This is a genomic window from Coraliomargarita parva (assembly GCF_027257905.1).
GTDB lineage: Bacteria > Verrucomicrobiota > Verrucomicrobiia > Opitutales > Coraliomargaritaceae > Coraliomargarita_A > Coraliomargarita_A parva.
On record NZ_JAPZEI010000001.1, the window covers coordinates 523166 to 549161 of the forward strand.

21 protein-coding genes are annotated in these 25996 nt (G+C 58.2%); 13 read left to right on the forward strand and 8 right to left on the reverse strand.

Going from position 1 to position 25996, the window contains the following annotated elements; translation table 11 throughout:
* Window positions 1–130 precede the first annotated feature (130 nt).
* Both O2597_RS02010 and O2597_RS02015 read right to left on the reverse strand, forming a co-directional pair.
* The gene (locus O2597_RS02010) at window positions 131–1561 is read right to left on the reverse strand and encodes a hypothetical protein (protein ID WP_269522504.1); all 1431 of its coding nucleotides are present in this window, start codon (window positions 1559–1561) and stop codon (window positions 131–133) included.
* A 195-nt stretch (window positions 1562–1756) separates the two neighbouring features.
* Window positions 1757–3412, reverse strand: a complete 1656-nt coding sequence (locus O2597_RS02015; RefSeq protein WP_269522505.1) for a PEP-CTERM sorting domain-containing protein — start codon at window positions 3410–3412, stop codon at window positions 1757–1759.
* A 151-nt stretch (window positions 3413–3563) separates the two neighbouring features.
* On the opposite strand from O2597_RS02015, the gene O2597_RS02020 reads away from it, so the two are divergent.
* Entirely contained in the window at window positions 3564–4634 is a 1071-nt protein-coding gene (locus tag O2597_RS02020) for a LacI family DNA-binding transcriptional regulator (RefSeq protein WP_269522506.1), read from the forward strand.
* 2 nt (window positions 4635–4636) lie between these two features.
* Here the strand turns inward: O2597_RS02020 and prfB are convergent.
* Together prfB and O2597_RS02030 are read right to left on the reverse strand one after the other, a co-directional pair.
* Window positions 4637–5792, reverse strand: a protein-coding gene (gene prfB / locus O2597_RS02025) for a peptide chain release factor 2 (RefSeq protein ID WP_269522507.1) whose coding sequence is annotated in 2 segments (ribosomal slippage) — window positions 4637–5713 and window positions 5715–5792 — 1155 coding nt in all. Because the reading frame shifts where the segments join, the coding sequence is not laid out codon by codon here.
* Window positions 5793–5871: 79 nt separating this feature from the next.
* Window positions 5872–6681, reverse strand: a complete 810-nt coding sequence (locus tag O2597_RS02030; protein WP_269522508.1) for a helix-turn-helix transcriptional regulator — start codon at window positions 6679–6681, stop codon at window positions 5872–5874.
* A gap of 72 nt (window positions 6682–6753) precedes the next feature.
* Here O2597_RS02030 and O2597_RS02035 point away from each other — a divergent pair, with 72 nt between their 5' ends.
* Window positions 6754–7920 carry a glycoside hydrolase family 172 protein gene (locus O2597_RS02035; RefSeq protein ID WP_269522509.1) on the forward strand — a complete coding sequence of 389 codons (1167 nt, stop codon included), beginning with the start codon at window positions 6754–6756 and terminating at the stop codon, window positions 7918–7920.
* Window positions 7921–8033: 113 nt separating this feature from the next.
* Window positions 8034–9410, forward strand: coding sequence for an alpha-L-fucosidase (locus O2597_RS02040; protein ID WP_269522510.1), 1377 nt, complete (start codon window positions 8034–8036; stop codon window positions 9408–9410).
* On the opposite strand, the gene dmeF is transcribed toward O2597_RS02040, so the two are convergent.
* Window positions 9411–10400: a CDF family Co(II)/Ni(II) efflux transporter DmeF gene (gene dmeF / locus O2597_RS02045; protein ID WP_269522511.1), complete on the reverse strand. Its 990-nt coding sequence runs from the start codon at window positions 10398–10400 to the stop codon at window positions 9411–9413.
* Window positions 10401–10412: 12 nt separating this feature from the next.
* Entirely contained in the window at window positions 10413–10685 is a 273-nt protein-coding gene (locus O2597_RS02050; RefSeq protein WP_269522512.1) for a metal/formaldehyde-sensitive transcriptional repressor, read from the reverse strand.
* Window positions 10686–10822: 137 nt separating this feature from the next.
* Here O2597_RS02050 and ald point away from each other — a divergent pair, with 137 nt between their 5' ends.
* Window positions 10823–11926, forward strand: a complete 1104-nt coding sequence (ald, locus tag O2597_RS02055; RefSeq protein ID WP_269522513.1) for an alanine dehydrogenase — start codon at window positions 10823–10825, stop codon at window positions 11924–11926.
* 36 nt (window positions 11927–11962) lie between these two features.
* Window positions 11963–12175, forward strand: a complete 213-nt coding sequence (locus O2597_RS02060) for a hypothetical protein (protein ID WP_269522514.1) — start codon at window positions 11963–11965, stop codon at window positions 12173–12175.
* Window positions 12176–12282: 107 nt separating this feature from the next.
* Here O2597_RS02060 and O2597_RS02065 read toward each other — a convergent pair whose 3' ends face one another.
* Entirely contained in the window at window positions 12283–12954 is a 672-nt protein-coding gene (locus O2597_RS02065) for a Crp/Fnr family transcriptional regulator (protein ID WP_269522515.1), read from the reverse strand.
* Between the two features lie 174 nt (window positions 12955–13128).
* Here O2597_RS02065 and hcp point away from each other — a divergent pair, with 174 nt between their 5' ends.
* Window positions 13129–14760, forward strand: coding sequence for a hydroxylamine reductase (gene hcp / locus O2597_RS02070; protein WP_269522516.1), 1632 nt, complete (start codon window positions 13129–13131; stop codon window positions 14758–14760).
* Window positions 14761–14903: 143 nt separating this feature from the next.
* On the opposite strand, the gene O2597_RS02075 is transcribed toward hcp, so the two are convergent.
* Window positions 14904–18326 carry a DEAD/DEAH box helicase gene (locus tag O2597_RS02075; protein WP_269522517.1) on the reverse strand — a complete coding sequence of 1141 codons (3423 nt, stop codon included), beginning with the start codon at window positions 18324–18326 and terminating at the stop codon, window positions 14904–14906.
* A 171-nt stretch (window positions 18327–18497) separates the two neighbouring features.
* Here O2597_RS02075 and O2597_RS02080 point away from each other — a divergent pair, with 171 nt between their 5' ends.
* The 7 genes from O2597_RS02080 to O2597_RS02110 all read left to right on the forward strand — a co-directional run bounded on the left by O2597_RS02080 (window position 18498) and on the right by O2597_RS02110 (window position 25995).
* Window positions 18498–18833, forward strand: coding sequence for a hypothetical protein (locus O2597_RS02080; protein WP_269522518.1), 336 nt, complete (start codon window positions 18498–18500; stop codon window positions 18831–18833).
* A 1-nt stretch (window position 18834) separates the two neighbouring features.
* Window positions 18835–19308 (forward strand): Spy/CpxP family protein refolding chaperone, encoded by a 474-nt coding sequence (locus tag O2597_RS02085; RefSeq protein WP_269522519.1) that lies wholly within the window; start codon window positions 18835–18837, stop codon window positions 19306–19308.
* Between the two features lie 7 nt (window positions 19309–19315).
* Entirely contained in the window at window positions 19316–19909 is a 594-nt protein-coding gene (locus tag O2597_RS02090) for an RNA polymerase sigma factor (RefSeq protein ID WP_269522520.1), read from the forward strand.
* Between the two features lie 101 nt (window positions 19910–20010).
* Window positions 20011–20331: a P-II family nitrogen regulator gene (locus O2597_RS02095; RefSeq protein ID WP_269522521.1), complete on the forward strand. Its 321-nt coding sequence runs from the start codon at window positions 20011–20013 to the stop codon at window positions 20329–20331.
* Window positions 20328–22712: a copper-transporting P-type ATPase gene (locus tag O2597_RS02100; protein WP_269522522.1), complete on the forward strand. Its 2385-nt coding sequence runs from the start codon at window positions 20328–20330 to the stop codon at window positions 22710–22712. Before O2597_RS02095 ends, O2597_RS02100 begins: the two co-directional genes overlap by 4 nt.
* A 63-nt stretch (window positions 22713–22775) precedes the next feature.
* A complete protein-coding gene (locus tag O2597_RS02105; protein WP_269522523.1) occupies window positions 22776–24113 on the forward strand; it encodes a TolC family protein in 1338 nt (445 codons plus the stop codon).
* Window positions 24106–25995: an efflux RND transporter periplasmic adaptor subunit gene (locus O2597_RS02110; protein WP_269522524.1), complete on the forward strand. Its 1890-nt coding sequence runs from the start codon at window positions 24106–24108 to the stop codon at window positions 25993–25995. Before O2597_RS02105 ends, O2597_RS02110 begins: the two co-directional genes overlap by 8 nt.
* Window position 25996: the final 1 nt, after the last annotated feature.

Below are 25996 nucleotides of genomic sequence, written 5' to 3' on the forward strand. Positions count from 1 at the left end.
GCAGTCCGAAACCGAGACTTAAAAACGATCGAAAAATGCGGTCTACCCGTTGTCACACAAAATGGCTGTCATCAAGCCCGGAACCTAAGAGCCGCCTCGAAAACTCCTCTCGAAAACGAACGCTCCGACACTACTCAACCTCCACGCAGGGCAACAACGCCGCATCCTTCATCCCGTGGATGATCTTCTTGTCGGCCGGGCATAGTGTGGCAAGGATCCCGTGCAGCTCCGCTTTCTGGGCCTTATCGTCGACAAAGTAGTAGGGACAGAGGCGCATGCGTCCTTCCATCTCATAGGTGCTGCCGTCCTCGCGATACACCGGATGCCTCAAGCGCGTCGGCTTTTCGTAGGCCTGCAGGATGTGCAGGGAGGTATCGGACATGGTAATTGCCTGCCAAATCGCATCTTCCCACTGTTCGCGGGAACTGTCACTGCCGAGTGTCACGCTGCGCGCGCCCCAGGCGGTTTCATGGTAGCCGCTGATCTTGATGATCAGGTTCCGCTCCTTCTTGCCGGCATCCACCAATTGCTCCCAGCGCGTGATCGGCTTGCCGCCGATGAACGGCGCGTCCAAGACGGCGTTGGGCGGCAACTCAACCGGGTCCATCACCCAGGTCTGCGGGATGACTTTCTTCAGGATCTTGTAGGACTGCTTGGGCAGGCTCTCCTTCCAGTAGTCCTCCAGCATATGGTGGTGGAAGAGCGCCAGGTTCAGCTTCTCCTCCTGGAAATGCTTCATCGGCGGAGTGAGGCTCAACTGGGCGGCCTTGCTGGCGTGGAGCAGGAATTCAGCGATCGGAACGTTGGCCAGATCGAACAACTCCCAGAAGCGGTAAATCACGTCCACTTGCTGCGGATCCCCGTCGATCCCCACACAGATGGTATCCCCCAGCGGCATGACCTCGTTCGGATGAAACACATGCACCCGGCGACCGCGGCGACGCAACTCGCGCGCAATCCATTCCATCTCCGGACGGTAGGTCGAGGCCTCGTCACTGACTAGGATCGCGATATAGGGCACGTTAATGGTGGGTGCCTTCGAACAAAGCGCCGCGTAAAAGGCTTCGACCATGTCGTCCTCGCCCGCCCCGATGAGCGCGTCGCCATGCACCTCCGCATACAAGCGGTTCAGGAAGGCGGTGAGTCCGATCCCTCCGGGAACCGAATCGACCTCGGTCAGGGCAAACCCGGTCTCGGTAATGAGCAGGTCCGGCCGGATCACCATCGGCGTACTGCCTCGTAGCGCCTTGGCCCTCGCATGCTCGACCAACGCCGGCGGCTTGCCACGGTCCAGATAGGCGGCCACCCAGGGCGCCACCAGTTCACGGTTGCGCAACAGGTTCTTCCCCTCCACCGAGCGCAGGTAGAGCGTTTCCTGAGCACGGTAGAAGTCATAACAGGCCTGCCCGATCTGGCGGACCTGCTTGACCTGGGACGAGTTCAAGGGGAAGGCCTGCGGCGAATAACGCCAGGTCTTGTTCTCAAATAGACTCTGGTCCGAGAATGCCTGTAGGGCCGCCTCATAACTTAGACCGTCGGGACTGTCGATGACTTCACTCATGCCGATTGTTCAATTACTGAAAAACCAGCCAGTATGCACAAGCTTGAACCGCAGGCAAACTTCGCACTGAAATCCGGAACCGGGTGTGAAGGACTGTAGCGAAGGCGCGAAAGCGACTTCGAACTGCCCCGCGGACACAAAAAAGCCCGCCTTCGAGCGGAAGACGGGCTTGATGAAAAATTTGCGACCTCGGCTTTATTTACGACGACGTGCCATGGCGTAAAGCAAACCAAGTCCACCCGCCAACAGTGCAAAGGTGGCTGGCTCCGGAACGGCAGCAAATTGAACGGTCAAGGAATTGCCGGCAGCGTCAAAAATATAGCCGTTTCCACCGCCGTAGCTGGAGTCCAGGACATAACCGTCCGGTCCATTGAAGACGAAGCTGGCCGAGCTACCCGTCCAATCGCCCGTCCCGGCAAACAGACTGTAAGCGATACCGGTTTGAACCGAGCTCAGGCTGGTGAAGTCGAATGTCAGCACACCGTCGAGATCCACAACACCGGTGCCAAAATCGACCATGTCGACCGAAGCACCGTCGATATCGACTTTGAAAGTGGCACCGTTCGCAGCGGTCAAGCCACCACTCAAGGTTAAGGTGCCAATATCACTGACCTGCGCGAGCGACATGTCACCGGCGGAGAAAATACTGCCTGCGGCCGATGCGACAACCGCTGCGGTCGAGGAACCAGTGCCGCCCAAAGTCGCACCATCCGTGACAGTCATTGAAGCCGTTGTTCCAGTCGCACTACCACTGCTATTCATGAGCAAGAGCACACCTTCATCCACCGAAATTATCGAAGCAGCGCCAGAGTTGCCGGCCGAACGGGAAAGCGAAACGATACCATTGCCTTGCTTGCTGACAGCCTTTCCATAAAAGATCACGGCCCCGGAAGTCCCGGAGAAATCAACTCGCCCTCCGTCCGCAGCAGACAGAATGTTATTGGTGTTACTCATATTCACACGTCCGGAAAAAGTGGACAAATCCGCCGTAGCACCACCGATCGTGGCTTGATTGGTTCCCTTTAGTTCGATGTAGTTGTTAATGGTGTAAGCACCATTTGTATAGATCGCCAATTCATTGGCGTTACTGGACGAACCCACACCGAAATATTTCGTCCCAAGAGCCAAATCGTTCCCCAGATATAGAGTGCCGTTCCCCATCCCACCGTAAGCAGAAGAAGATGCCGGATTCACATTACTGGCAGCGTTGAGATAAAATGAACCGGGTCCGTCAAAATACATACGACTTTGGGCGCTCCCCGGGGCGGCTCCGACGCTACCGTTTAAGACGATTGAACCCGAGGCGTCGGTTGTGTTGAAAATAACCGTTTTTACGCCTGATGCGGAAGCGGCATCCGTATAGTCAAATAAGAGATCACCATCCAGAGTTAGCACCCCAGTCGTTTGATTTCGAATATAATAACTGTCCGTAGAATTAAGAGACGCGTCATCAAAAATGACTAGATCATTTTGAATCGAGGTCGTTCCGGCGCCAGCCTGCCAATCGACAATGTAACTGGTGCTGGTAGTGAACGAGATCGAACCGGTTCCAGCCAATGTGTATCCTCCAACATTAAACAATAAGGACTGTGCACTCACTCCGCTGGCATCAACAGTCACCGTGCCCTCGGTTCCTCTAAAATCGGCAATATCGGGTGCCGCACTCGACCAGGTGCTAGACGTCTCACCGGCGAGATCGGTGCTCCAGTTTCCCGCTCCATCCTGCCAGCTGCCGTCGCCACCGAGTCCAGCGGTAGCTCCATTGGTATCCCAGTAAAGTGTGCTTTGCGCCAGCAAACTGCCGGTTGATAACAGTCCAAGTAGTAGAGAGATTCGGGTCGGTTTTCTCATGATACGATTTGTCGTTAGGGGTTGAATTGAGGGGACGGGGGAATTAGGTCCTGACTATCATCCGGCATCTACCGGCACACAAACTCCTCGAAATTAAACACGTTGAAATATCTGGAGTTAGGGCACTCCAATTCCCTAAGATGAGCGCTGAATGAGTGAGGAAAAGACAGCTTCCCCGACCGTGCGAGATCTGGCGCAGTTGCTGAATATCAGCGCGTCGACCGTCTCCCTCGCCCTCAGGAACGATCCTCGAGTCGCGGTCAAAACACGTGAACGGGTCGTGGCGGCCGCTCAAGCCGCAGGCTACAGCATGAACCCGGCGATCGCGTCCCTGATGTCCCAGGTTCGCAGCTCCAGAAAGGTCTCCTACCGGGAAACCATCGGCTGGCTCAATCTCTGGGACCATCCGGATACGTATACAAAGACCGGCGTGGAGTTTCAGCTCAAGATGTGGCAGGGCGCCAAAAATCGCGCCGAAAACCTGGGCTATTCATTGGAAAATTTCTGGCTGGCCGCGCCCGAAATGCGGGCCAAGCGCATGACTGCGATCCTCACCGCCAGAGGCATACGCGGACTGCTCGTGCCGCCGTTCCCCCACTCGATGGGACGCCTCAGCATCGAGTGGAAAAACTTCACCGCCGTTGCGATGTCCTATACCATGGCGCGGCCGAAACTGGATCGGGTGATCCCTGACCACTATGGAAATCTGTTAACGATCCTTCGAGAGCTCAAGCACCGGGGCTATAAACGGCCGGGCTTGCTGATCCCGAAAGGCTACGACGACCGGACCGGCAACCGGCTATTGGCAGCATTCTACTTCACGCAACAGTCAATGCCGCTTTCCAACCGGGTCCCCCCGGAGATGGCAGATCCTGAAAAACTAGAGGACAAAAATTTTGCTTGGCTCGAAAAGTACCGACCGGATGTCCTGATCACTGCGGGAATCTATAAAGACATCAAGTCCGAAGCCGGCCTGGATCCCGACTATCGGGCAAAACTCGGCCTCGTCCTGATCAGCCACGCAGGGACTGACGCCGGCATCTGCGGCATCTACGAGAATCCGGAAATCATCGGAGCGACTGCAGTCGAACAGTTGGTGCTCAGCTTGCAGCGCAACGAGCTGGGCCTGCCCGCACGACCGAGACTGATCCAAATTGAAGGGACTTGGGTCGAAGGCAACAGCGCACCAAGGCTCACGAAGCGGACACCAAGGCAAATCTAAGCTTAATCGGCGGACCGTTCGCTGGCGGAACGGCGCGCGGTCGGGCCGCCGGCCCGCAACCACGCGTGCACAAAGGGGTCGAGTTCGCCGTCCATGACCGCCTGCACATTGCCGGTTTCAACGCCGGTACGCAGGTCCTTGACCATCTGGTAAGGCTGGAAGACGTAGGAACGTATCTGGTTGCCCCAGGCGATTTCGCCCTTCTCACCGTAGAACTTCTCCATCTCGCTGCGCTTTTCGTCCTCCAGCTTTTCGTAGAGGCGCGACTTCAGCGTTTTCATGGCCGTTGCCTTGTTCTTGATCTGCGAACGCTCGTTCTGGCAGGTCACCACGATACCGGAGGGGATGTGCGTCAGGCGCACCGCGGACTCGGTCCGGTTCACGTGCTGCCCACCCTTGCCGCTGGCACGGTAGACGTCGGTCCGGATGTCGGCTTCATCGATCTCGATATCCACGTCGTCCTCGATTTCGGCGATCACGTCGACCGAGCAAAACGAAGTATGGCGGCGGGCATTGGAGTCGAACGGGCTGATCCGCACCAGGCGATGCACCCCGCGTTCAGCCTTGGCGTAGCCGTAGGCGTTGGGTCCGCTGATTCGGATGGTTGCCGAGCTGATGCCTGCTTCTTCCCCCGGCATAATGTCGAGCACTTCGACATCATAGCCCGCGTGTTCGCCCCAGCGCGTATACATGCGCAAAAGCATATCCGCCCAGTCGCAGGACTCGGTCCCGCCGGCACCGGAGTTGATGGTCAAGAGTGCGTTGCAGCTGTCATGCTGTCCGCTCAGATAGGAAGCCAGTTCGAGCTTGTCCAGTTTCGGTTGAAGCTTCTTCACCAACCCGTCCAACTCTTCAACGTAGGCTTCGGCATCCGGGTCGTCGCCCATCTCGTCGACCAGCTCCTGCATGGCCTTGAGGTCATCGACTTCCTTGTTGAAATCACGGCTCGGATTGACCGTGACCTTCAGGCGATTGGCCTCCCCGATTACTTTTTGTGCCGCTGCTTGATCGTCCCAGAAGGACGGCTCGGCCATCTTGGCTTCGAGCTCCTGAATCGTTTGCGATTTCTTCGCGCCGTCAAAGATACCTCCAGATATGGCCGGCACGACGGGTGATTTCTTCAATCTGCGAACGTAATTCGGGTGTAATGGCTGACATAGCCCTGCAAAGGAATCATCCCGCGCCAAAGATTAAAGTATAAAATCAAGGGACACCCGCTTTCATCCAATCCGCAATTCTAGAGGCGTTTCAGATAAGCACTCGGACTTAGTCCATGCGCTTGCTTAAAGGCCTTCGAAAAATGATAGATGTCTTCGTAGCCGACTTGGCGTCCCACCTCGCCCACCCGGAGATTGCGGTTCCTCAACAGGAGGGCCGCTTGATGCATACGAACTTTCGTCAGGTAGCGCATGGGCGGACAAGCCAAAAGCTCGCTGAAAGCAGCGCTCAGGTGTGAGACCGAGGCTCCGGAATGCGCGGCTAGCTCAGGCAGCGTCCATGCATGTGCGTAGTCACGGTCCAGTCTGGCCTTTGCCCGTCTGAGATACTCGGGTAGAATCTGCCCTGATTGATTAAGACATCGAGACAGGCGTAGAAGAAATATATCCAAAATCCGAGCCAATATCTCCGGAGAGCTCCGCGCTTCGATACTTTCATGAAACAAGCCCCGCAGCATATCCAAAAACGCAGCTTCCAAATCGCCGACCGGCAACACCTCATTCAAAGCAATCCCCAATGCCTGCAAGCGTGCCGGAAAAGCATCCCCTTGGATGTGCAACCAACTGTGACACCAAACTGATTGTAGAGCCCCATAGCACTGATGTTGCTTGGAACCCCAGATAAAGAGACATTTTTCTGACTGGGAAAGACGGTCGGATTCGACTCCAGCCCGTGCCGCATCATGAAAAAAAACGCAGAGATAATCATTCGTCGCCTGCCGGTCCACAAAGCTATCCCTGGGCATCTCTTCCAAGACACCGACACCGCGGAGCGACATCCCCGCCCCCAGTTCGACAGCCGGCTCAAAAAACTGCCTCAGTTCATACATGCTGGAAAAATATACAAATCCTTCCGAAAATCTTCCATTCAAAAAGCAGTGGCCTTTCTTTAAACTTTCCCAATGTCTGAGACACCACTCCCCTTCAACGGCCTGGGCCTCAATCTGGGCAAGCTTTCGCGCCTCTCGAACGCGGAATCACGTTCCCTTTGCGCCGAAAATCCGACCGGAGCCAAAAGCGGCGGCGCCCGTGCCGTTCCCGAACTGGATGAAAACGGCAATCCCACTGGAGCGTCCCGCGAACTGGGACTGGGCTGGAAAGTGCGTCCAGCGGTTCCGGTGCCCGCCGGCCAAACGATCGAAATCGCCAATGTCGAAGGTCCCGGAGCGATCCAAAGCATTTGGATGACCCCCACCGGCATCAACCGGCACGCAATCCTCCGCATCTACTGGGACGGGCAGGATCAGCCCTCGGTCGAGAGCCCGATGTGCGACTTCTTCGCGAGCCCCTTCATTGGCGGTAGCAATTATCACTTTGCCCAGCTCACTTCGCTGGCCGTCTGCGTAAACCCGGGGAATGCCTACAACTGCTTTTGGGAAATGCCCTTCCGCAAGCACTGCCGCATGACCGTTGAGAATATCGGCCTCGACGACTTCCGGCTCTATTACCAGATCAACTACTGCCTGACAGAGGTCCCGGACGATGCCGCCTATTTCCATGCCCAATTCCGTCGTAGCCAACCCGTCGAACGCGGCGGGGTGCACACGCTGCTCGACGGCGTGAAAGGCCAGGGCCACTACGTCGGCACAGCGATGGGCTGGCAGGTCAACCACAACGGATGGTGGGGCGAAGGTGAAATCAAATTCTACATGGATGGCGACACCGATCCCGCATTGAGTGATGGCAAATCCGTTGCCGGCTCAACCGGCTTCCCCACGATCTGCGGGACCGGCACCGAGGATTACTTTCTTGGCTCCTATAACTTCGAAAACAAAGCCACCCGACAATACCAGGAGTTCACCGGTCCCTACGCAGGCATGCCGCATGTCGTGCGCCCCGACGGCGTCTACCAGTCCAACACACGCTTCGCCCTCTACCGCTGGCACATCATGGACCCGATCCGCTTCAAGCAAGACCTCAAGGTGACGATCCAGGCCCTCGGCTGGAAACGTCACGGACGCTTCCACCAAAGCATGGATGACATCTCATCGGTCGCTTTTTGGTATCAAACCTTACCCACTGCCGTCTTTCCACCACTACCCGATGCCGCCGGGCTAGAGATTGTGTAAACTTTGCCGATACAGCCAACCGCCCGAATCCCTTACCATCAACCGACATGAGAAAACAAGATTTCCGCCCCATGGGCTAGAAGCTTTGCATGCATTCTGCTAGCCGGCGGAATATGATAAGACACTTCGCTTACTTCGCGCTCAGCCTGCTACCACTCGCAGCTCAAACAACTCAAGCTGAAGCTAAAACAATCTGGGACGAGACATCGGAAGAGAAAGAACAACGCCTCGAATGGTTCACTGACGCCCGTTTCGGACTCTTTATCCACTGGGGCCTCTACTCGCTCGCAGGCCGGCACGAGTGGGTCATGAAGAATGAATCCATGTCGGTCGACGACTACCGCAAGTATTTCGAGCATTTCGACCCCGACCTCTATGATCCAAAGGAATGGGCCCGAGCCGCGAAGGAAGCCGGCATGAAATACGTGGTCATCACCGCGAAGCACCACGACGGATTTTGCCTCTTCGACTCCGCCTACACGGATTACAAATCAACCCAAACACCCTACGGGAAAGACCTGCTCAAGCCCATGGTCGAAGCGTTCCGCGCCGAAGGCATCCGCATCGGCATCTACTACTCGTTGATCGATTGGCACCACCCTGAATTCACCGTGGATAAATTTCACCCGATGTCGGAGAACGAAGCCGAACGGGCGAAAAACTCTGAACGCGACATGTCTGTCTACCGAGAGTACATGCGCAACCAGGTCCGCGAGCTCCTCTCCAATTACGGCGAGATCGATGTGCTCTTCCTCGACTTTTCCTATCCCGGCGAAGACGGCAAAGGACGCGAGGACTGGGACTCGGTCGGCCTCATGCAGCTGGTGCGCGAATTGCAGCCACAGTGTATCGTCAATGACCGGGCCGACCTGCTCGACTATGCCGGCGGCTGGGACTACCGCTCCCCCGAACAAATCAAACCGCGTGAATGGGTCACCATGGACGGCAAGAAGGTGCCGTGGGGCACCGTGCAGACCTTCTCCGGGTCCTGGGGCTACTACCGCGACGAGCACACATGGAAAAGCACCAAGCAGCTGCTCGGCATGCTGATCGACACCGTCAGCAAGGGCGGCAACCTGATCCTCAATGTAGGTCCTACCGGACGCGGCAATTTCGACGCGCGCGCCAACGACCGTTTCTCCGGCATCGGGAAATGGATGCAAGTCAACGGCCGCGCCATCTACGGTTGCACCCAAGCCCCCGAAGCATTCAAGACACCGGAAAACTGCATCCTCACCTACAACCCTGAACTCAACCGCATCTACGTGCACGTGCTGGATTGGCCGATGGGTAAACTCTGGCTCGACGGCTTTGCCGGCAAAGTCGCATACGCCCAGCTACTCCACGACGGCTCCGAAGTGCAATTCAAAGGCTGGGAGGAATGGCAGCAGGACAGCGCTTACGGCAATGCCGCAAACACCCTGCCACTCGACCTCCCCATCATGCAACCCGACGTCGAGATTCCGGTCATCGAGCTCTTCCTAAAATAACTAACTCTGGGCTGTATTTACCTCGATGGTCACGTGAGGGAACTGTTCGTCACTAAGGCGTGCCTTGTATTCATCTGCAGAGACAGGACTCGTCGAAACAACCGCAGCGATCACACTGTAGCGGTTCTGGCCGATGGACCAGACATGCAGGTCACTAAGATGACTGTGACCATCAGTCTCTAAAGCGTGTTCGACCTTGTGTGTGATCGCCTCAGGTGCTTGATGATCGAGCAAGACTTCGCTGGTTTGCTTGAGTAGACCCGTCGACCACTTCGCGATGAGAAGCGAACCGACGATCCCCATGATCGGGTCCATCCAGATCCAACCGAAATATTTTGCCGCCAGCAGCGCGATAATCGCGGTGACCGAGGTCAGCGCATCCGCCAACACGTGGAGATAGGCCGAGCGCAAATTGTGATCGTGATGGTGATGCCCGTGATCATGATGGTGGTCATCGTGATCGTGCGCATGCGCGTGGTGATGCTCATGATGATGGTCGTGGTCGTGCCCATGACTGTGACCGTGGTCATGATGGTGATCGTCCCCCAGAATAAAGACTGAGACCCCGTTGACGATCAGACCAAGCACGGCGACACCGATCGCCGAATTGAAGGAAATCTCGACCGGATTCAACAACCGGATGACGCTCTCCCAGGCCATGACGAGCGCAAAGACCGCCAGCAACAACGCCCCGGTAAAGCCCCCGAGCGCATTGACCTTGCCGGTGCCGAAACTGAATCGGGTATCGTGGGCATGCTTCCGCGCATAGATGTAGGCGAAGGCGCTAATGCCAAGTGCGGCCGCGTGTGAGGCCATGTGCAAGCCGTCCGCCAGCAGGGCCATCGAACCGAAGGCGATGCCCGAGGCGATCTCAACCACCATCATGGTCGCCGTGATCGCGATCACCAGCAGGGTCTTCGATTCCCCCTTCTGGCGCGCTTCCTGTCCAAAACTATGGCTGTGCCGCCATTCGCTTAAATCCGGTTTCATAGTCGTTTCCTCTTACTTTAAATAACTGTCGATGATCGCCTGCACTTCCCTCGAGGCTTCCTGAACCACCTTCGAATTCGACTGCCCGATCAGGTGATGCTCGATGTGCTCATGGATTAATTCCCGGGTCAGCGAATTCAAGGCCCCCCGGCAGGCCGCCACATTCTGGAGGACGGCATAGCAGTCCTCGCCTTCCGTCAACATGCGCTCCACCCCTTCGAGCTGCCCCTTGAGGCGGCGAACGCGTTTGATGAGCTTCGTATTGTCCTGACTTAAATGCGGCATGACTATTACTATACCCCCCTATAGTATATGAATGCAAGTAGAAACGAGTCGGCAACGACGTGGATCACGGAAGCCGACATTGATTTCCGGATTGCAGTCCTCGACCTCTCCCTTAGTATAACTGAAGGCACTAAGTCATGATCGTAGGGGTTCCCAGGGAGCTAAAGATCAAGGAAAGCCGGGTTGCCTGCACCCCGGCCGGGGCTCGCATGTTGATCAACCACGGCCACAGGGTCCTGATTGAAACCGGGGCCGGACTGGGCTGCGGATATGCGGATAAACAATACGAAACATGCGGTTGTGAAATCGTCTCTGAAGCCCGGCAGGCCTGGTCGGCCGATATGGTCTTGAAAGTCAAGGAACCCATCCCGCAGGAGTATCCCTATCTGCGGGAGGACTTGATCCTGTTCACCTTTCTCCATCTCGCGGCAAACCGCGAGCTCACCGATGTTCTCTGCGCCTCGAAGACCACCGCAATCGCTTATGAAACGGTGCAAATCGGCCGACGCCTTCCCCTGCTTGAACCGATGAGCGAGATCGCGGGGCGCATGAGCGCGCTGGTCGGGGCCTACTACCTGAGCCGGGCCCAAGGGGGCAAAGGCGTTCTCCTCGGCGGCGTTCCGGGTGTGCTCCCCGGCAAAGTCCTCATCATCGGAGGTGGCACCTCCGGGATCAATGCGGGACGTGTCGCCGCCGGCATGGGCGCCGATGTCACAATCTTGGATGTGGACCTGGAAAAGATGCGTTTCCTCGACATCAGCCTGCATGGGTCCACCCACACCCTGTATTCCAACGAGCAAAACCTGCTCGAAACCCTACCCGGCATCGACCTGTTGATCGGTGCGGTGCTACTGCCGGGCGCCCGTGCGCCGAAATTGATCACCCGTGAAATGCTCCGCGTCATGAAACCCGGCAGTGTCTTTGTCGACATTGCCATCGACCAGGGCGGCTGCGCCGAAACCTCGCGCGCCACGACGCACGACGACCCGGTTTTCCTCGAAGAGGAGGTCATCCACTACTGCGTGGCCAACATGCCCGGAGCCTACGCCCGCACCGCCACCCAGGCCCTGACCAACGTCACGATCCCCTACGCGCTCAAGATCGCCGACCACGGTTTTCCTTCCGTCCTTCAGCACGTGCCGGAACTTATATCTGGAATCAACATACATCAGGGCGCCATCACGTCGAAAGCGGTCGCCGAATCTCATGATCGCCCCTACAAAGCGTTTCCCCTCAATTAAACTGGAGCCTCCGGATTCCTTTGCTCTGCCGATACGATGCCACTCAAGCTAATCCTGGATGCGTTCACTGCTGCCAACGACAACCCCTTCGGAGGCGAAACGATTAAGGACCGCCCCAGCCTCGCCACCGTGCACGGTGAAATCGTCGCCCGCGAAGGCGGGTTCGTCGGCAAGCTCGACCACTGTCAGCTGCTCAAGCGCGGGCCGACGCGCTTCCAGGAATGGTACGGGTATTCGCCCCCCGCCTAATCTAGGAGGGGAACTTGTATGCGGTTTCCTACCTTAATTCCCCTCCTTGGCTAAGGAGGGGTGGCACGCGTCAGCGTGACAGGGTGGTTCGTCCCCGCAACAACACCTCAACCCGCCAGTTCCGCGAGGGCTTCGCGGTCGAGCAGATGCACGACCTTGCCGTCGATCCGGATCATCCCCTGCTCGCTCAGTCGACCGAATACGCGCGACAATGTTTCCGGAGTCGTGCCGAGCAGGTTGGCCAGCTGGCCCTTGGCGATCCGTAGCTTGACCAGGTCATCCCCGCCCTGTGCCTCACTCAGGTAGAGCAGGTGCGAAGCGATCCGGGCCGGCACCTCCTTCAGGGCAAGATCCTCGATCTGGGAGGAAAAACGCCTCAATTTCATCGCGAAGTTCCCCATCATGTTGAGCGAGAGTGAAGGATGATTCGTGATTGCGACAATAAATGCATCCCGTGGGAAACAGAGTAAGCGCGTCGCCTGAATTGCAGCGGCATTCGCCGGATACGGTGCCCCGTGAAATACGGGCACCTCGGCAAAGCTCTCGCCAGGACCGGAGACATGCAGAATCTTCTCTTTGCCCTCGGAATTGCTCTTGTAGATTTTCATCTGCCCCTCGACTACGACATAAAAACCGGAGGCCTGGGTCCCCTCCGCGAAGAGCAATTGTCCACGGGCGAGCGACAACTCGGAACAAATTCCGGCGAGCTGTTGGATATCCTCAGGGCTGAGACCTCGAAACAGGGCGCTTTGGGCAAGGATCGTCGCTGACTTTTCCATATTTGAGGCATCTGAGGCCGATTTTGCGGCTAAAGCAACCGTGCATCCTCAATGATCTCAAAAGATATCGCAGAAATCCCCCATCCTTGACCTAGGTCAAGGAATCATCCGTCCGGTTCTGCTAAGATCCCGGCCTCATTAACCACCTTCACCACAACTGAGGAGATCCGAACCATGTTTTGCAACCAATGTGAACAAACAGCCAAGGGCTTTGCCTGTGAACTCGCCGGCGTCTGCGGCAAGAACGAAGAAGTCGCCGCGCTCCAGGACGCACTCATCCATGCCCTCCAAGGCATCGCATTTTACGCCAAGGAATGGCAAAAGCACGGCATCGTCGACAGTCAGCTGGATGTCTTTGTGCTCAAAGGGATCTTCACCACACTCACCAATGTCGACTTCGACCCGGCGCGCTTATCCGCAATGGTGCGGGAGGCGGTCCGTTGGCGTGATCAATTAAAGGCAAGCATCCGCCAGCACGGCGCGATGGTTGAATTCAAGCATGCATCCACCACCTTCGAGCCGGCCAGCGACGACGCCGGGCTGGTCGAGCAAGGCCGGGCGCTTCAACTGATCCAAAGCCTGGATGCCAACGAAGACATCCGCTCGATGAAACAAATCCTACTCTACGGGATCAAGGGCATCAGCGCTTACGCCGAGCATGCCGCCAAGTTTGGCGAGACCGATCCGGTCGTGACACAATTTATCTACGACGCACTGGTCGCCCTCGGCACGGACGGGCTTGGCATTGAAGACTGCGTGCCGGTCGCCCTCAAAGCCGGAGAAGTCAACCTGCGCGCCATGGAGCTGCTCGACGCCGGGAATACCGGACGCTATGGCCATCCCGTCCCCACTGCCGTGCAGCTCGGCCACCGCAAGAACAAGTGCATCCTCATCACCGGCCACGACCTGATAAACCTCGAGACCTTGCTCCGGCAAACCGAGGGCAAAGGCATCGACGTTTACACCCACGGTGAAATGCTGCCATGCCACGCCTATCCGGAGCTCAAGAAATATCCCCACTTCTACGGCCACTTCGGCACTGCATGGCAGAATCAACGCATCGAGTTCGGCGCCTTTCCCGGACCGATTCTTTTCACCACGAATTGCATCCAAAAGCCGGCACCGCACTACGCCGACCGCGTCTTCACCACCAATCTGGTCGGCTGGCCGGGGATTAAGCATGTCGAGGAAAACGATTTTTCATCCGTAGTGGAAATGGCCCTACAAATGGACGGATTTACCGACGACAGCGACAAAGGGACCGTCACCACCGGCTTCGCCCGCAATGCCGTGCTCGGTGTGGCCGACAAGGTCATCGACGCGGTCAAGGCCGGTGCCATCAAGCACTTCTTCCTCGTCGGTGGCTGCGATGGAGCGAAGTCCGGACGCGACTACTACACGCAATTCGTCAAGCAGACGCCGAAGGACTCCATCGTTTTGACCCTCGCCTGCGGCAAGTTCCGCTTCTTCAAGGAAGATCTGGGCGACATCGGCGGCATCCCCCGCCTCCTCGATATCGGTCAATGCAACGATGCCTATTCTGCGATCCAAATTGCAGTCGCGCTCAGCAAAGCCTTCGATTGCGGCGTCAACGACCTGCCCTTGTCCATGGTGCTTTCCTGGTATGAGCAAAAGGCCGTCTCCATCCTCCTGACTCTCCTCTACCTCGGAATCAAGAACATCCGCCTCGGCCCGAGCCTTCCCGCCTTCATCACACCGAATGTGCTCAACTTCCTGATCGAGACTTACAACATCCAGCCGATCACCACACCGGAAGCCGATCTGGAAGCCATCCTGTCCGAATAACAGGAGGGATCCTGGAAGCTGACTCTCGTCGCTTTCCACCATAGAGCACGTATAACCACACGTCCCTGCTACCGCTCCTCATGATTCTTGCCGGTCGGCTGCAATAATCATGAAAAGCGGGATGCGTCATCAGTCATCGGCACTTAGTCATTATACAACAAGTATTCGAAGTCTTCCCGCTGCAGTCCGGCTTTCGCGTTGCGTACACCCGGTTCGTCGACCAGTTGCCGGAAGAGGTCGGCCTTGCGTGCCTTTAGCTCCACCATGCGGGCCTCGATACTGTGCTGCATGATGAGGCGCTGGATAAAGACCGAACGGGTCTGTCCGATGCGGTGGGCCCGGTCGCTGGCTTGGTTTTCCACCGCCGGATTCCACCAGGGGTCCAGGTGGAAGACATAGTTGGCACGGGTCAGGTTCAAACCGACCCCACCCGTCTTCAGGCTGATCAAAAAGAAGGCGGGGCCACGACCGCTCTGGAAGGATTCGACGATTTCGCGCCGCTGCACGACAGGCGTACTTCCATCCATCCGCAGGAGATCGATCCCCCGTTCTTTCGCGACACGTTCCATCTGGTCGAGACCGCCGATGAACTGACTGAAGATCAGCGCGGCATGTCCCTCCGCCTGCAATTCCTCCAACTTGTCCGCCATGTAGGCAAATTTCGGAGCCGGTTCCGGCAATTGCTTGCCCATCAATTCCGGGCTCACGCAAACTTGCCGGAGGCGCAAAATAGCCGCCAGCGCGGCGATCCCAGCCTGCTGCTCCGGACGCTCATTGTAAGCTTTGGCGATCTCCTCTCGCACCTCCGCCACCGTCCGGGTATAAATCTCCTTTTGCAAAGTGGACATTTCCAACAGCAGTTCATGCTCTTCCTTACGCGGCAGCTCCTTCAAAATAGCCTGTTTCCGTCGCCGCAGGATAAAAGGTTTTGCGCGCCCCAGAATACGTTCCGGGGAGGTGCGGAAGCTCTCCTTGAAAGCCTTCAAACTGCCAAACAGGCCGGGCACAGCCAAACTCATGACTGAGTAATATTCGCTCGCATGGTTCTCCACCGGCGTCCCCGTCAGGCAGAGGGTGAAACGGCGTTGCAATTTCATCGCCGCTTTGGTCCGCGCCGCAGCCACGTTCTTGAGATTGTGAGCCTCGTCGAAGACCACCACGTCGAAGACATGCCGGGACAGCTCACGTTGATCGAGACGCACCCGGTCGTAAGTCGTCAAGACGACCTGTCCATCAGTCAGGGCATCCGCCCAATCCGCTTTTGCCAAACACTCCCGCACCTTTATTTCGGGAGCAAAGCGGGCGAACTCGTCGCTCCAGTTGAAGACCAGACTCGGCGGCAAAACAACCAGCACGGCCCCGCGAGCCCCGGCTTCATGCGCGTCCAGGCATTTCGCGATAAATCCAATCGCCTGCAAGGTCTTGCCCAGCCCCATGTCATCGGCAAGGCAAGCCCCGAAACGATGCCGGTAGAGGAAGTCGACCCAGGCACAACCTTCCAATTGATAGGGACGTAAATCCGCCCGGATGCAGGCCGGCACCGAAAAATCCCCCAAGCCTTCAAACTCGGTCAGTCCGCGGAACAAGACTTCGGCTTCAGGCGGCAGGTGCATGCGAATCCCCAGTCGGCGCAGGGCAATCCAGTCCAGCATCTCCAGACGCGAAGCCACCACCCCGGCGTCCTCGCCAAAATCCGGACGGGCCGTGCCGCGCTTCGACCGGAGCAGTTCGGCCAGCGCTTTCAATCCGCCCGCCGAGCCCTCGTCGATCTCCGGCACAATCAAGGCACCGTCGCTCCCCTTCAGGAGTAACTGTCCCTGAATCAAGCGTATCCACTCATCCGCTGTAATCGTGCGTTCGGCGCAGCGGATTGTCGGATGCAGGGCGAACCAGTCGATATCCGAGCCACGGGTTTTCGTATCCACGGAAATACTCAGCGGCGCCGTGCGCACCGGCAGTTCATTAAAGCGGACCTGCACCCCAAGACGCCCCGCCACCTGCACGAGACGCCGCACTTCATCCATTCCGCTGGCCCCGCGTTTAATAGGAATCGAACCGTCCCTCAAGTCATTCAAGGCACGGCGACTGGTCGGTTCCGTCATGCTGAACAACAGCATCATCACCTTCCAGACATCCAGTTGGTAGGCCAACCAGCGCTGCTGCGTCCCATCAGCCGCCAGGGAATGACACTCCCCGGTCATTATCTCAGGGAGCTTCAATACACGGTTCAGAATCTCGATAACGAGCACCCGAAATTCGTTCGAAAACAACTCGGGATAATCCGCCACATAGCGTTCCAAGGCAACCGCGTCGCCCTCTTCCGCATCCGCCAAAACACGTCGAATCAAGTCCAACAAGGGCGATACGCGGCGCTTCGCACTCAACAAGGTGCCCGAGTAAGCGTCCAACACGGCCGAGAGTATCAAGTCCCGGAAAATCGACTGGTCGACCTGCACCCCATCCACGGAGAGCAGCAGTTCGAAATCCAGACGCTCCGGCTCCGCCGCCGCATTTTCCCAGAGTGAGCAATCCAAAATCAAACCCAAAGCCGTATCTTCGACCGGCTGCACCGGCACCGCCGCCCCCTCAATCTGTAAGGCCAGTTCCTCATCGATATCCTGCAGCCGCCAGACAGGCAGCGAAGCGGATCGGTTATAGGCATCCAGCGGTAATCGGCGTGCCAATGAATCCCTGTCAATCAAGCTCCCCCCTGAGACCTTATGAAAGGTACCGTCCTCGGCCAGCACCAACTCATCTGCCAAAAGATGCAGCACTTCAATCGGCACTCCCTTGGCAGTCGCAAAACGCAAGGATTCCACCACCTCCCGCCCCCGCAAGTCAATCGACCGGCAAACCGAGCAGGCACGCGTAGCCATCCGCAAGTTCAACTTGCCCCCCGATTCCCGCAGCGTGACCGCGATGCCTGCCTGCTTCGCCTTCCGCAGGAACTTAGGCAACGCCCGGACCACATCCCCTAAAAAGAATTCACGCTGGACGGAAAATCCATACGCATTGCCCGGGAGCACCACGCCCACCGAGCGCAAGAAGGCCTGCGGAACCGGTCCGTTAATACGAAAACGGATCCCGCCGTAACTGTATAACTCAAGAACCTGCAACTCTGTCGCCGGCTTCTCAACCTCCGCCGGCCCGGTCGGGCGGGTCCCCACATCCGTGTAGCCAAGCTGCTCACGAAGTGCCTGCGCATAGTCGACCGGCATCTGAAATCCGCCCACGCCTTTGCCTTGTACCGCCAAAAACATCGCCGCAGCAGCCGCAATCGCATGCTTGCACCCTCCGTAGGTATCCCAAGCCGGACAATCACATTCATGCCCCAATTGTCCGCCACGCACCCACAAGCAGACCTGATAGGGCTCGCTGCGCCGGCCAGAGACGGCCGCAGTCATCAGCTTCGACGCCTCGTCCCATTCAAGTGACTCCACCGCAAACTGTCTGAAGTAGAGCAAGCCTCGCTCCACAAAGCGGCGATTTCCGATGTAATACAACTCACCGATATCCAATTGCTCGAAGCCTGCCAGCCCCTCCAGTCTGCCTGCACTGTTTGCCATAAAAGTACCATCCTTGCCGATCTCCTCTCGGGATTGCCAGCAAGAACGCCGGCTCCCCGCATGATCCAAAAAAAAGCTGTCTGTCACGAGGCATTGAGTCCATGCTAGGACAAGATTGGAAAATCGTGAAATTTTCTGAGGGTTTGGAACCCCGGATGCGTTAAAGTGGGCATGAAAGAAATAGAAGAGTTCGAAAATTGGGTCGATCAGGTCAAAACCCGGGAGCTTCCGAAGTGCCCGGAGTCCGTTGCTTACAACGTCTTGCGTCGTGTCCGAAACGAAGCGAGTGCTCCGGAACAATCGGACTGGGCTTGGTTGCTGTCCCTGCTCCCCAATCCCGGATATGTGGCGGCCATGCTTCTTGTCGCGGTCAGCCTGACGTCCTCAATTACGTTTATGGCCACCAAAAGACAGGTGACCACGTCCCGCAGCCAAGTGCTGGCGTCGGCAGCCCTTGACTTTGAATTCTTCAGCCAGACGGAACTTCTACATTTCAACAATAAATAGTATGCCCTCCACATCTTCTGGAAATCGAAACAGATTCGGCATACTCGCCGGAGTTCTCGTCACCTTGATCCTGTTATGCTTTGCGGTATCCGCGATCACCTCGCAGTGGATGATGCATAACGACGATTGGAATCACCATGATCTGGAACACGGACACAAATGGTTACACCATGAGCTGAATTTAACCGAGACCGAGGCCAGCGCCATCGACGCCTTTGAGCCCGCATACAGGGAGCAACGTGCCGCCATGCTGGAAGAATTCCAAGCGAAGATCGAGAACCTGAGACAGCAACTGGTCGCTCACGATCAATTCTCACCCGAGGTCGAACACGCCATCCATGAGCTGCACCAGATCCATGGCCAGCTCCAGGAATTGTCGATCCGCCATTATTACCAGATGATGAGTGTGCTCCCCCCGGAAAAGCAGGAAATACTGAAGGAACTCGCCGGACAGGCGCTCAGTGTGCCTGAATGACGCGTCCATGACAGTGAACGATGAAGATGTCTCGCTGATCGCGGAAATAGGCAGGGAAAACGAAGCAGCCCTGGCGCAATTGATGGCGCGCTACAAGGAACCGGTCTTTCATTTCATCTACCGGTATCTCGCGAATCCGGCAGACAGTGCCGAAGTCGTGGAGGAGACCTTCTTCCGGGTCTATCAAAAAGCCGGCCACTACACGCCGCGCGCCGCAGTCAAAACCTGGATTTTTTCGATCGCGCGGAACCTGGCAGTCGATCGGCTCCGCCGGCAGAAAAAACTCCGGGGGCAAGTTTCCCTGGAAACATCCGATGCACCGGAGGAAAGCGTCTACGCCCCGATCCACCAGATCGATTCCGGCGTGGCCGACCCGTCGAACCAATTAAAATCCCGGGAGGCCCTCCGGCAGATTGACGCAAGAATACGGGAACTCCCCGAAAAACTGAGGTTTCCCTTCATCTTTTGTGTGTTGGAGGACCATGCCTACGACGAATGTGCGGCCATCCTAAGGACCAACCGAAAGACCGTCGAAACCCGGATCTACCGTGCACGGAAACAGCTCCGTGAAGCACTGGCCGGTTTTCTCCAGAATACCTGAGGGTTCAGGCGGATTCCTGCGTTTAACATATTGCAGGGACAACTCACCGAAGCGGTGGGTTGCCTCCGTCACGTTTAAACACCCCAACACAGGAATTCAAAATGAAGGAAATCAAGGCCTACATCCGAAAGTCACAGCTGGACCCGGTCATCCATGCGCTCGCAAAAGTTCAGGGCCTGAGCGGGGTGAGTGCGAACACCATTACGGGATTCGGGCGCAGTCGCGGTATCCTGCGGCTGGTTGACTTCGAAACCCATATCAAGGTGGAAGCCGTCTGCCGGGACGAACTGAAGGACGAGGTCGTGCGCACCATTCTAGATGCGGCGCAGACCGGCTATCGCGGTGACGGCAAAATCTTCGTCGCCGACATCGGCGAAGCTTGGCGTATCGAAACACGGGAGGCCATCGCCAACACCCCATGAATCAGAAATCCCACCATCTGGCCGAGAAGAGCTGCTGCCATCATAACGAAGAGGGACATGCACACCATCACGGTGAGACGCACGCACATCACCACAGCGAGGCGCACGCACATCATCACGACGAGACGGTCAAGCCCTCCGCCACAGCCAAATACTACTGCCCGATGTGCCCGGGTGTCGAATCGGACAAGCCGGGCGACTGCCCCAAGTGCGGCATGCGCCTGGAGCGCAATCCGGCCTACAAGGAAACGGCACCTAAACTTTGGACCTGCCCGATGCACCCGGAAGTGCAACAGGACCACCCCGGACAGTGCCCGAAATGCGGGATGGACCTGGAGCCAATGGCCCCCTCCGCAGAAGACGATTCGGAGGAAGAACGCGAGATCCTGAGCCTGAAGCGCAAGATGCTCGTAGCCGGCGCGTTGACGCTTCCGATCCTGTTGCTGGCTTTCGATAGCATGATTCCCGGGCTTTCCTTCGACCGTTTTCTCTCGCCGAGGGTGCAGGCTTGGCTGGAGCTGCTGTTGGCCACTCCGGTCGTATTCTGGGCCGGCGGCATGTTTTTCACACGTGGCTGGCGCTCGATCCTCAACCGCAGCCTGAACATGTTTACGCTCATCATGCTCGGAGTCGGCGCGGCCTACGGCTACAGCCTCACCGCCGTCCTGTTTCCGGGGATCTTCCCCGAGTCCTTCCGCATGCACGGCGAAGTCGCGCTCTACTTCGAGGCCGCCTCCGTCATCACCACCCTCATTCTCTTCGGGCAGTGGCTCGAGGCGCGCGCCCGCCGCCAGACCGGTGAGGCCATTCAAAGCCTGCTCGATCTCGCTGCCAAAACCGCGCATCGTCTGAAGGACGACGGCGAGGAGGAAGAGGTCGACATCGACGCGATTGAAAAAGGTGACCGCCTGCGGGTTCGCCCCGGCGAGAAGATCCCGCTGGATGGCGTCATTCTCGAAGGGAAAAGCAGCATCGACGAATCCATGATCACCGGCGAGCCCCTGCCCGTGGAAAAGGGCACAGGCGAAAAGGTAATCGGGGCGACCGTCAACCAAACGGGCAGTTTCGTCATGGAGGCCGAAGCCGTCGGGGAGGAAACCATGCTCGCGCAGATCGTCCACATGGTCGCCGAAGCCCAACGCAGCCGCGCGCCGATCCAGAAACTGGCCGACTCGGTGGCAGGTTGGTTCGTACCGGCCGTCGTGCTCGTCGCGCTCATCGCCTTTGTCCTGTGGGCCCTCCTCGGCCCCGCTCCGGCCCTGGCCTACGCCATGGTCGTGGCGGTCTCCGTCCTCATCATCGCCTGCCCCTGTGCACTGGGCCTGGCCACCCCCATGTCGATCATGGTGGGCGTCGGCAAGGGCGCGCAGAACGGGATTCTGGTCAAGAATGCCGAGGCCATCGAACGCGCGGAGAAGATCACCCACTTAATCACCGACAAGACCGGCACCCTGACCGAAGGCAAGCCGTCGGTGGTCGAGCTCACCCCCGCCGAAGGGATCGAAGCCGACAGCCTGCTCCGCCTCGCGGCGGCCGTCGAATCGCAGTCCGAACACCCGCTGGCCCGTGCCGTGGTCGAAAAAGCCAAAGCGGATCAACTCGATCTGCCCGCCGTATCGGACTTCGAAAGCACGACCGGCGGCGGCGTGCAGGCGAAGCTGGAGCAAGAACTCATTCGTGTCGGCAAGCGCGCCTTTATCGAATCGGCGGGCATACAAGTCCCGGCTCGCTTGAGCGATGCCGCCGAACAGCTGCAATCGGAAGCCAAAACCGTCATCTGGGCCGCCCGTGACGAGCAGCTGCTCGGACTCATGGCCATCGCCGATCCGATCAAAGCAACCACGAAAGAAGCGGTCGAGGCACTGCACGCACTCGGCATCACCGTGGTCATGTGCACCGGCGACAATCCCCGCACCGCCCAGGCGGTGGCCAGAGAGCTCGAGATCGACGAAGTGCACGCCGAAGTCTCCCCAGAGGACAAGCAGCGTATCGTCAACGAGCTGAAGCAACAGGGCCATCGTGTCGCCATGGCAGGCGACGGGATCAACGACGCCCCCGCCCTTGCGGCCGCCGATGTCGGCATCGCCATGGGCACCGGCACCGATGTCGCCATCGAAAGCGCCGGACTCACCCTGGTGAAAGGCGACCTGCGGGGCATCGTCGGCGGCTTGCGCCTGAGCCGCAATGTCATGGGTAACATCCGGCAAAACCTCTTCTTCGCCTTCATCTACAACGCGGTCGGCGTGCCCGTTGCGGCCGGCATCCTCTACCCGCTCTTCGGCATCCTGCTCAGCCCGATGATCGCCGGCGCCGCCATGGCCTTCAGCTCCGTCTCCGTCGTGAGCAATGCCCTGCGGCTCAAACGGCTGGCCCTCGATTAAAGGCTAAACAATCTGAAGCATTTTTAAGGGTTTCCCCCGGACTCTGCGTTTATGATGGAACACATGCACCGAAGTTTACGAAAAGACCTTTTCTCGCTATGGGCCGGCACCCTGTTTGCCGGCCTGTTTATCGGCGCGAGCCTGTCAGCAGCCCAACCGTCAGGCGACCGGGCGGAACCGGCGCTGAACAGTCTGGAGAGCTATCTGACTCGGGCTCTGTCGGCCAATCCGCAGATGGATGCCTTTGAACAGCGCTACGAAGCCGCCATGCAGCGGATTCCACAAGCCGCCAGCCTGCCGGACCCGATGCTCCAGATCACGCATTTCGTCGAGTCGGTGCAGACCCGGACCGGTCCCCAGGAAAATGTGATCATGCTCAGCCAGAAGCTGCCCTGGTTCGGCAAACTGAGCAGCCGCAAGCAGGCGGCCTCATCCGAGGCGGAAGCGCTCTGGTATGCCTACCAGAATCAGCAGTTGATGCTGGCGCGCAGGGTATCGCTGGCCTTTTACGAGTATGGCTACACCGGGGAAGCACTGCGCTTGACCAAAGAAAACCGGGACCTGCTGCGCAAGCTCGAACCCATCGTCGAGGAAAAGGTGCGGGGCGGCGCGGATCTGAATGCACTCCTGCGCCTGAAAGTGGAAATCGGCAAAATCGACGACCGCCTGCAGAGCTTGCAGCAAAAACAGGTCGCCCAGTCAGCCAAGCTCGGTGAACTGCTGGCCCTGCCCGGATCCGACACCCTGCCCCTGCCCGAATGGGACGCACCGGAGCAATTCATACCCGATGGTCCATCCTTGGCTGCCGCCCTGCGCGCCACCAACCCCGAGCTGCAAATGCTCGAACGTAAGGTCGCCAGCGCCGAAGCCCGCCGGGAAATCGCCCGCTTGGAAAGCTTTCCCGACATCACCCTCGGCTTGAACTACATCCAGATCGGCGATCCGGAAGTCAACCCGATGACACCTGACGCCGGCCAAGACCCCTGGGGCTTTACGGTCGCCGTGAACCTTCCCATCTGGTTTCCCAAATACAATGCGGCCAAGGCGGAAGCCCTCGCCAGCAAGCGCGCCTTCGAAAGCGAATACGACAACCGGCTGAACGCACTGCGTGCGGAGCTCACCGCCAGCCTCGCCAACCTGAAGGATGCTAATCGCCGCCTCACCCTCTACGGCGACGAACTGCTCGGTCTCGCCGAGCAAGCCGTCGAGAACAGCCGCTCGAGCTACGAAAACGGAAAGACCGGCATTCTTGAGATGATCGACAGCGAGCGTTCGCTACTCGACCTTCAATCGCTCTACTGGCGCGCGGCCTCCGATGCCTGGCAGCAACGCGTCGTCGTGCAGACCCTGGCCAACCAACCCATCCTCGGAACCTTTCAAGTGACTCAAGAAAATGAATAAGAAGACAGTCATCCCCCTCGCCGGCGTCGCAATCGCGGCCCTGCTCATCGGACTTGCGGTCGGCCGGGTGGCATCCTCCGGGAACCATGCCCACGAGTCGTCCACCGCGGCTCCCGAAGCCATGGCGGATCCGGCCAAGCCAACAATTTGGACCTGCTCGATGCACCCGCAGATCCGGCAACCCGAACCGGGCAAGTGCCCGATCTGCGGAATGGACCTGATCCCGCTGGTCGAGGATTCGGGCAGCGACAGTGGTCCCCGCGAACTGAGCATGAGCGAGGCCTCGCGTGCGCTCGCGGAAATCCAGACATCTGCCGTCAAACAGGAATATCCTGCAGTCGACATCCGCCTCGTCGGCAAACTCGGCTACGACGAAACCCGCGAGAAATCGCTGACCGCGCGCTTTCCCGCCCGCATCGACGAACTGTTCGTCAATTACAACGGTATCCGCGTGCAGCAGGGCGAGCACCTCGCCCAGGTTTACAGCCCGGAGTTGTTGACCGCGCAGCGTGAACTGATCACCGCCTACCGCGCCGATCCAAACAGTTCGATCACCCGGGCCGCGCGCGACAAGCTGCGCCTCTGGGACTTGCTGCCCGAACAGATCGACGCGATTCTGGAAAGCGGTGAAGCCAAAGACCACTTCGAACTCAAGGCCCCGATCGGCGGGGTCGTCGTCGCTAAAAACGTCAAGGAGGGCGACTACGTTAAAACAGGGGAACCGCTCTTCCGGATCGTCGACCTGAGTGTCCTTTGGGCCGACCTCGACGCCTACGAGTCCGATCTGCCCTGGCTTCGTTTCGGACAGAAAGTGACCTTCACGGTCGAGTCGTTTCCCGGCGAAAGCTTTCACGGGCAAATCACTTTCATCGAGCCCGAGGTCAACCGCAAGACTCGCACGATCCCGGTGCGGGTCAACGTCCCCAACGCCGACGGTCGCTTGAAGCCGGGTATGTTCGTTCGCGGGGTGGTCCAGTCACGCCTGGCGGAGAACGGCAAGGTCTATGCGCCGGAGTTGGCGGGTAAATGGATTAGCCCGATGCACCCGGAGATCATCAAGGACGGACCGGGCCAATGCGACATTTGCGGCATGGATCTCGTCCCGGCCGAACAGCTCGGCTATGTGGACAACGCGGAAGCTCCCGCCCCCATCACGGTTCCGGCTTCCGCAGTGCTGCGCACCGGCAAGCGTGCCGTCGTCTATGTCGAAAAGCCCGATGCCGAACGACCCACCTATGAAGGCCGTGAAATCGTGCTCGGTCCACGTGCCGGCGACAGCTTTATCGTGGTCGCGGGTCTCGACGCCGGCGAACGGGTCGTCACCAACGGTGCGTTCAAGATCGACAGCGCCCTGCAGATTCAAGCCAAGCCGAGCATGATGAACCCGGAAGGCGGTGGCCCGATGCCGGGACACAATCACGGCGCGGCCACAGCCACGTCCGGGGCGGATCCTGCACAGCATCCGGAGATGTCCATGCTGGAGATACCGGCCGAGACGGCAGCCCAATTGATGGATGCTTATTTCAAGATGCAAGCGGCACTGGCCGCGGACAATCTGGAAGCCGCCAAAGAACAGGCTAAAGCGATGATGTCGGTGACCGGGCATAGCGGACCGCTTCCGGAACTGCTGCACAAGATGCTGGCCGCAGACAGTCTCGATGCGCTGCGCAAGCCGCACTTTGACGAACTATCGGCCGCACTCATTGCCGCCGCCATGCAATCCCCATCCGCATTCCCGGAAGGCCTTTTGATCATGCACTGCCCGATGGTCTACGGCGATCACGGCGCCGACTGGCTGCAAGCCAAAGAGCCGCTACAGAATCCCTACTTCGGTGCCATGATGCTCTCCTGTGGCGAAGTGAAAGAAGTCATCGGCGAGTAGT

Coding starts and splice junctions, on each gene's coding strand:
- O2597_RS02080 (WP_269522518.1), top strand. CDS start 18,498: ATGAAAGAAATAGAAGAGTTCGAAAATTGGGTCGATCAGGTCAAAACC.
- O2597_RS02090 (WP_269522520.1), top strand. CDS start 19,316: ATGACAGTGAACGATGAAGATGTCTCGCTGATCGCGGAAATAGGCAGG.
- hcp (WP_269522516.1), top strand. CDS start 13,129: ATGTTTTGCAACCAATGTGAACAAACAGCCAAGGGCTTTGCCTGTGAA.
- O2597_RS02075 (WP_269522517.1), bottom strand. CDS start 18,326: ATGGCAAACAGTGCAGGCAGACTGGAGGGGCTGGCAGGCTTCGAGCAA.
- dmeF (WP_269522511.1), bottom strand. CDS start 10,400: ATGAAACCGGATTTAAGCGAATGGCGGCACAGCCATAGTTTTGGACAG.
- O2597_RS02105 (WP_269522523.1), top strand. CDS start 22,776: ATGCACCGAAGTTTACGAAAAGACCTTTTCTCGCTATGGGCCGGCACC.
- ald (WP_269522513.1), top strand. CDS start 10,823: ATGATCGTAGGGGTTCCCAGGGAGCTAAAGATCAAGGAAAGCCGGGTT.
- O2597_RS02020 (WP_269522506.1), top strand. CDS start 3,564: ATGAGTGAGGAAAAGACAGCTTCCCCGACCGTGCGAGATCTGGCGCAG.
- O2597_RS02030 (WP_269522508.1), bottom strand. CDS start 6,681: ATGTATGAACTGAGGCAGTTTTTTGAGCCGGCTGTCGAACTGGGGGCG.
- O2597_RS02050 (WP_269522512.1), bottom strand. CDS start 10,685: ATGCCGCATTTAAGTCAGGACAATACGAAGCTCATCAAACGCGTTCGC.
- O2597_RS02095 (WP_269522521.1), top strand. CDS start 20,011: ATGAAGGAAATCAAGGCCTACATCCGAAAGTCACAGCTGGACCCGGTC.
- O2597_RS02040 (WP_269522510.1), top strand. CDS start 8,034: ATGATAAGACACTTCGCTTACTTCGCGCTCAGCCTGCTACCACTCGCA.
- O2597_RS02100 (WP_269522522.1), top strand. CDS start 20,328: ATGAATCAGAAATCCCACCATCTGGCCGAGAAGAGCTGCTGCCATCAT.
- O2597_RS02010 (WP_269522504.1), bottom strand. CDS start 1,561: ATGAGTGAAGTCATCGACAGTCCCGACGGTCTAAGTTATGAGGCGGCC.
- O2597_RS02065 (WP_269522515.1), bottom strand. CDS start 12,954: ATGGAAAAGTCAGCGACGATCCTTGCCCAAAGCGCCCTGTTTCGAGGT.
- O2597_RS02085 (WP_269522519.1), top strand. CDS start 18,835: ATGCCCTCCACATCTTCTGGAAATCGAAACAGATTCGGCATACTCGCC.
- O2597_RS02015 (WP_269522505.1), bottom strand. CDS start 3,412: ATGAGAAAACCGACCCGAATCTCTCTACTACTTGGACTGTTATCAACC.
- O2597_RS02110 (WP_269522524.1), top strand. CDS start 24,106: ATGAATAAGAAGACAGTCATCCCCCTCGCCGGCGTCGCAATCGCGGCC.
- O2597_RS02035 (WP_269522509.1), top strand. CDS start 6,754: ATGTCTGAGACACCACTCCCCTTCAACGGCCTGGGCCTCAATCTGGGC.
- O2597_RS02060 (WP_269522514.1), top strand. CDS start 11,963: ATGCCACTCAAGCTAATCCTGGATGCGTTCACTGCTGCCAACGACAAC.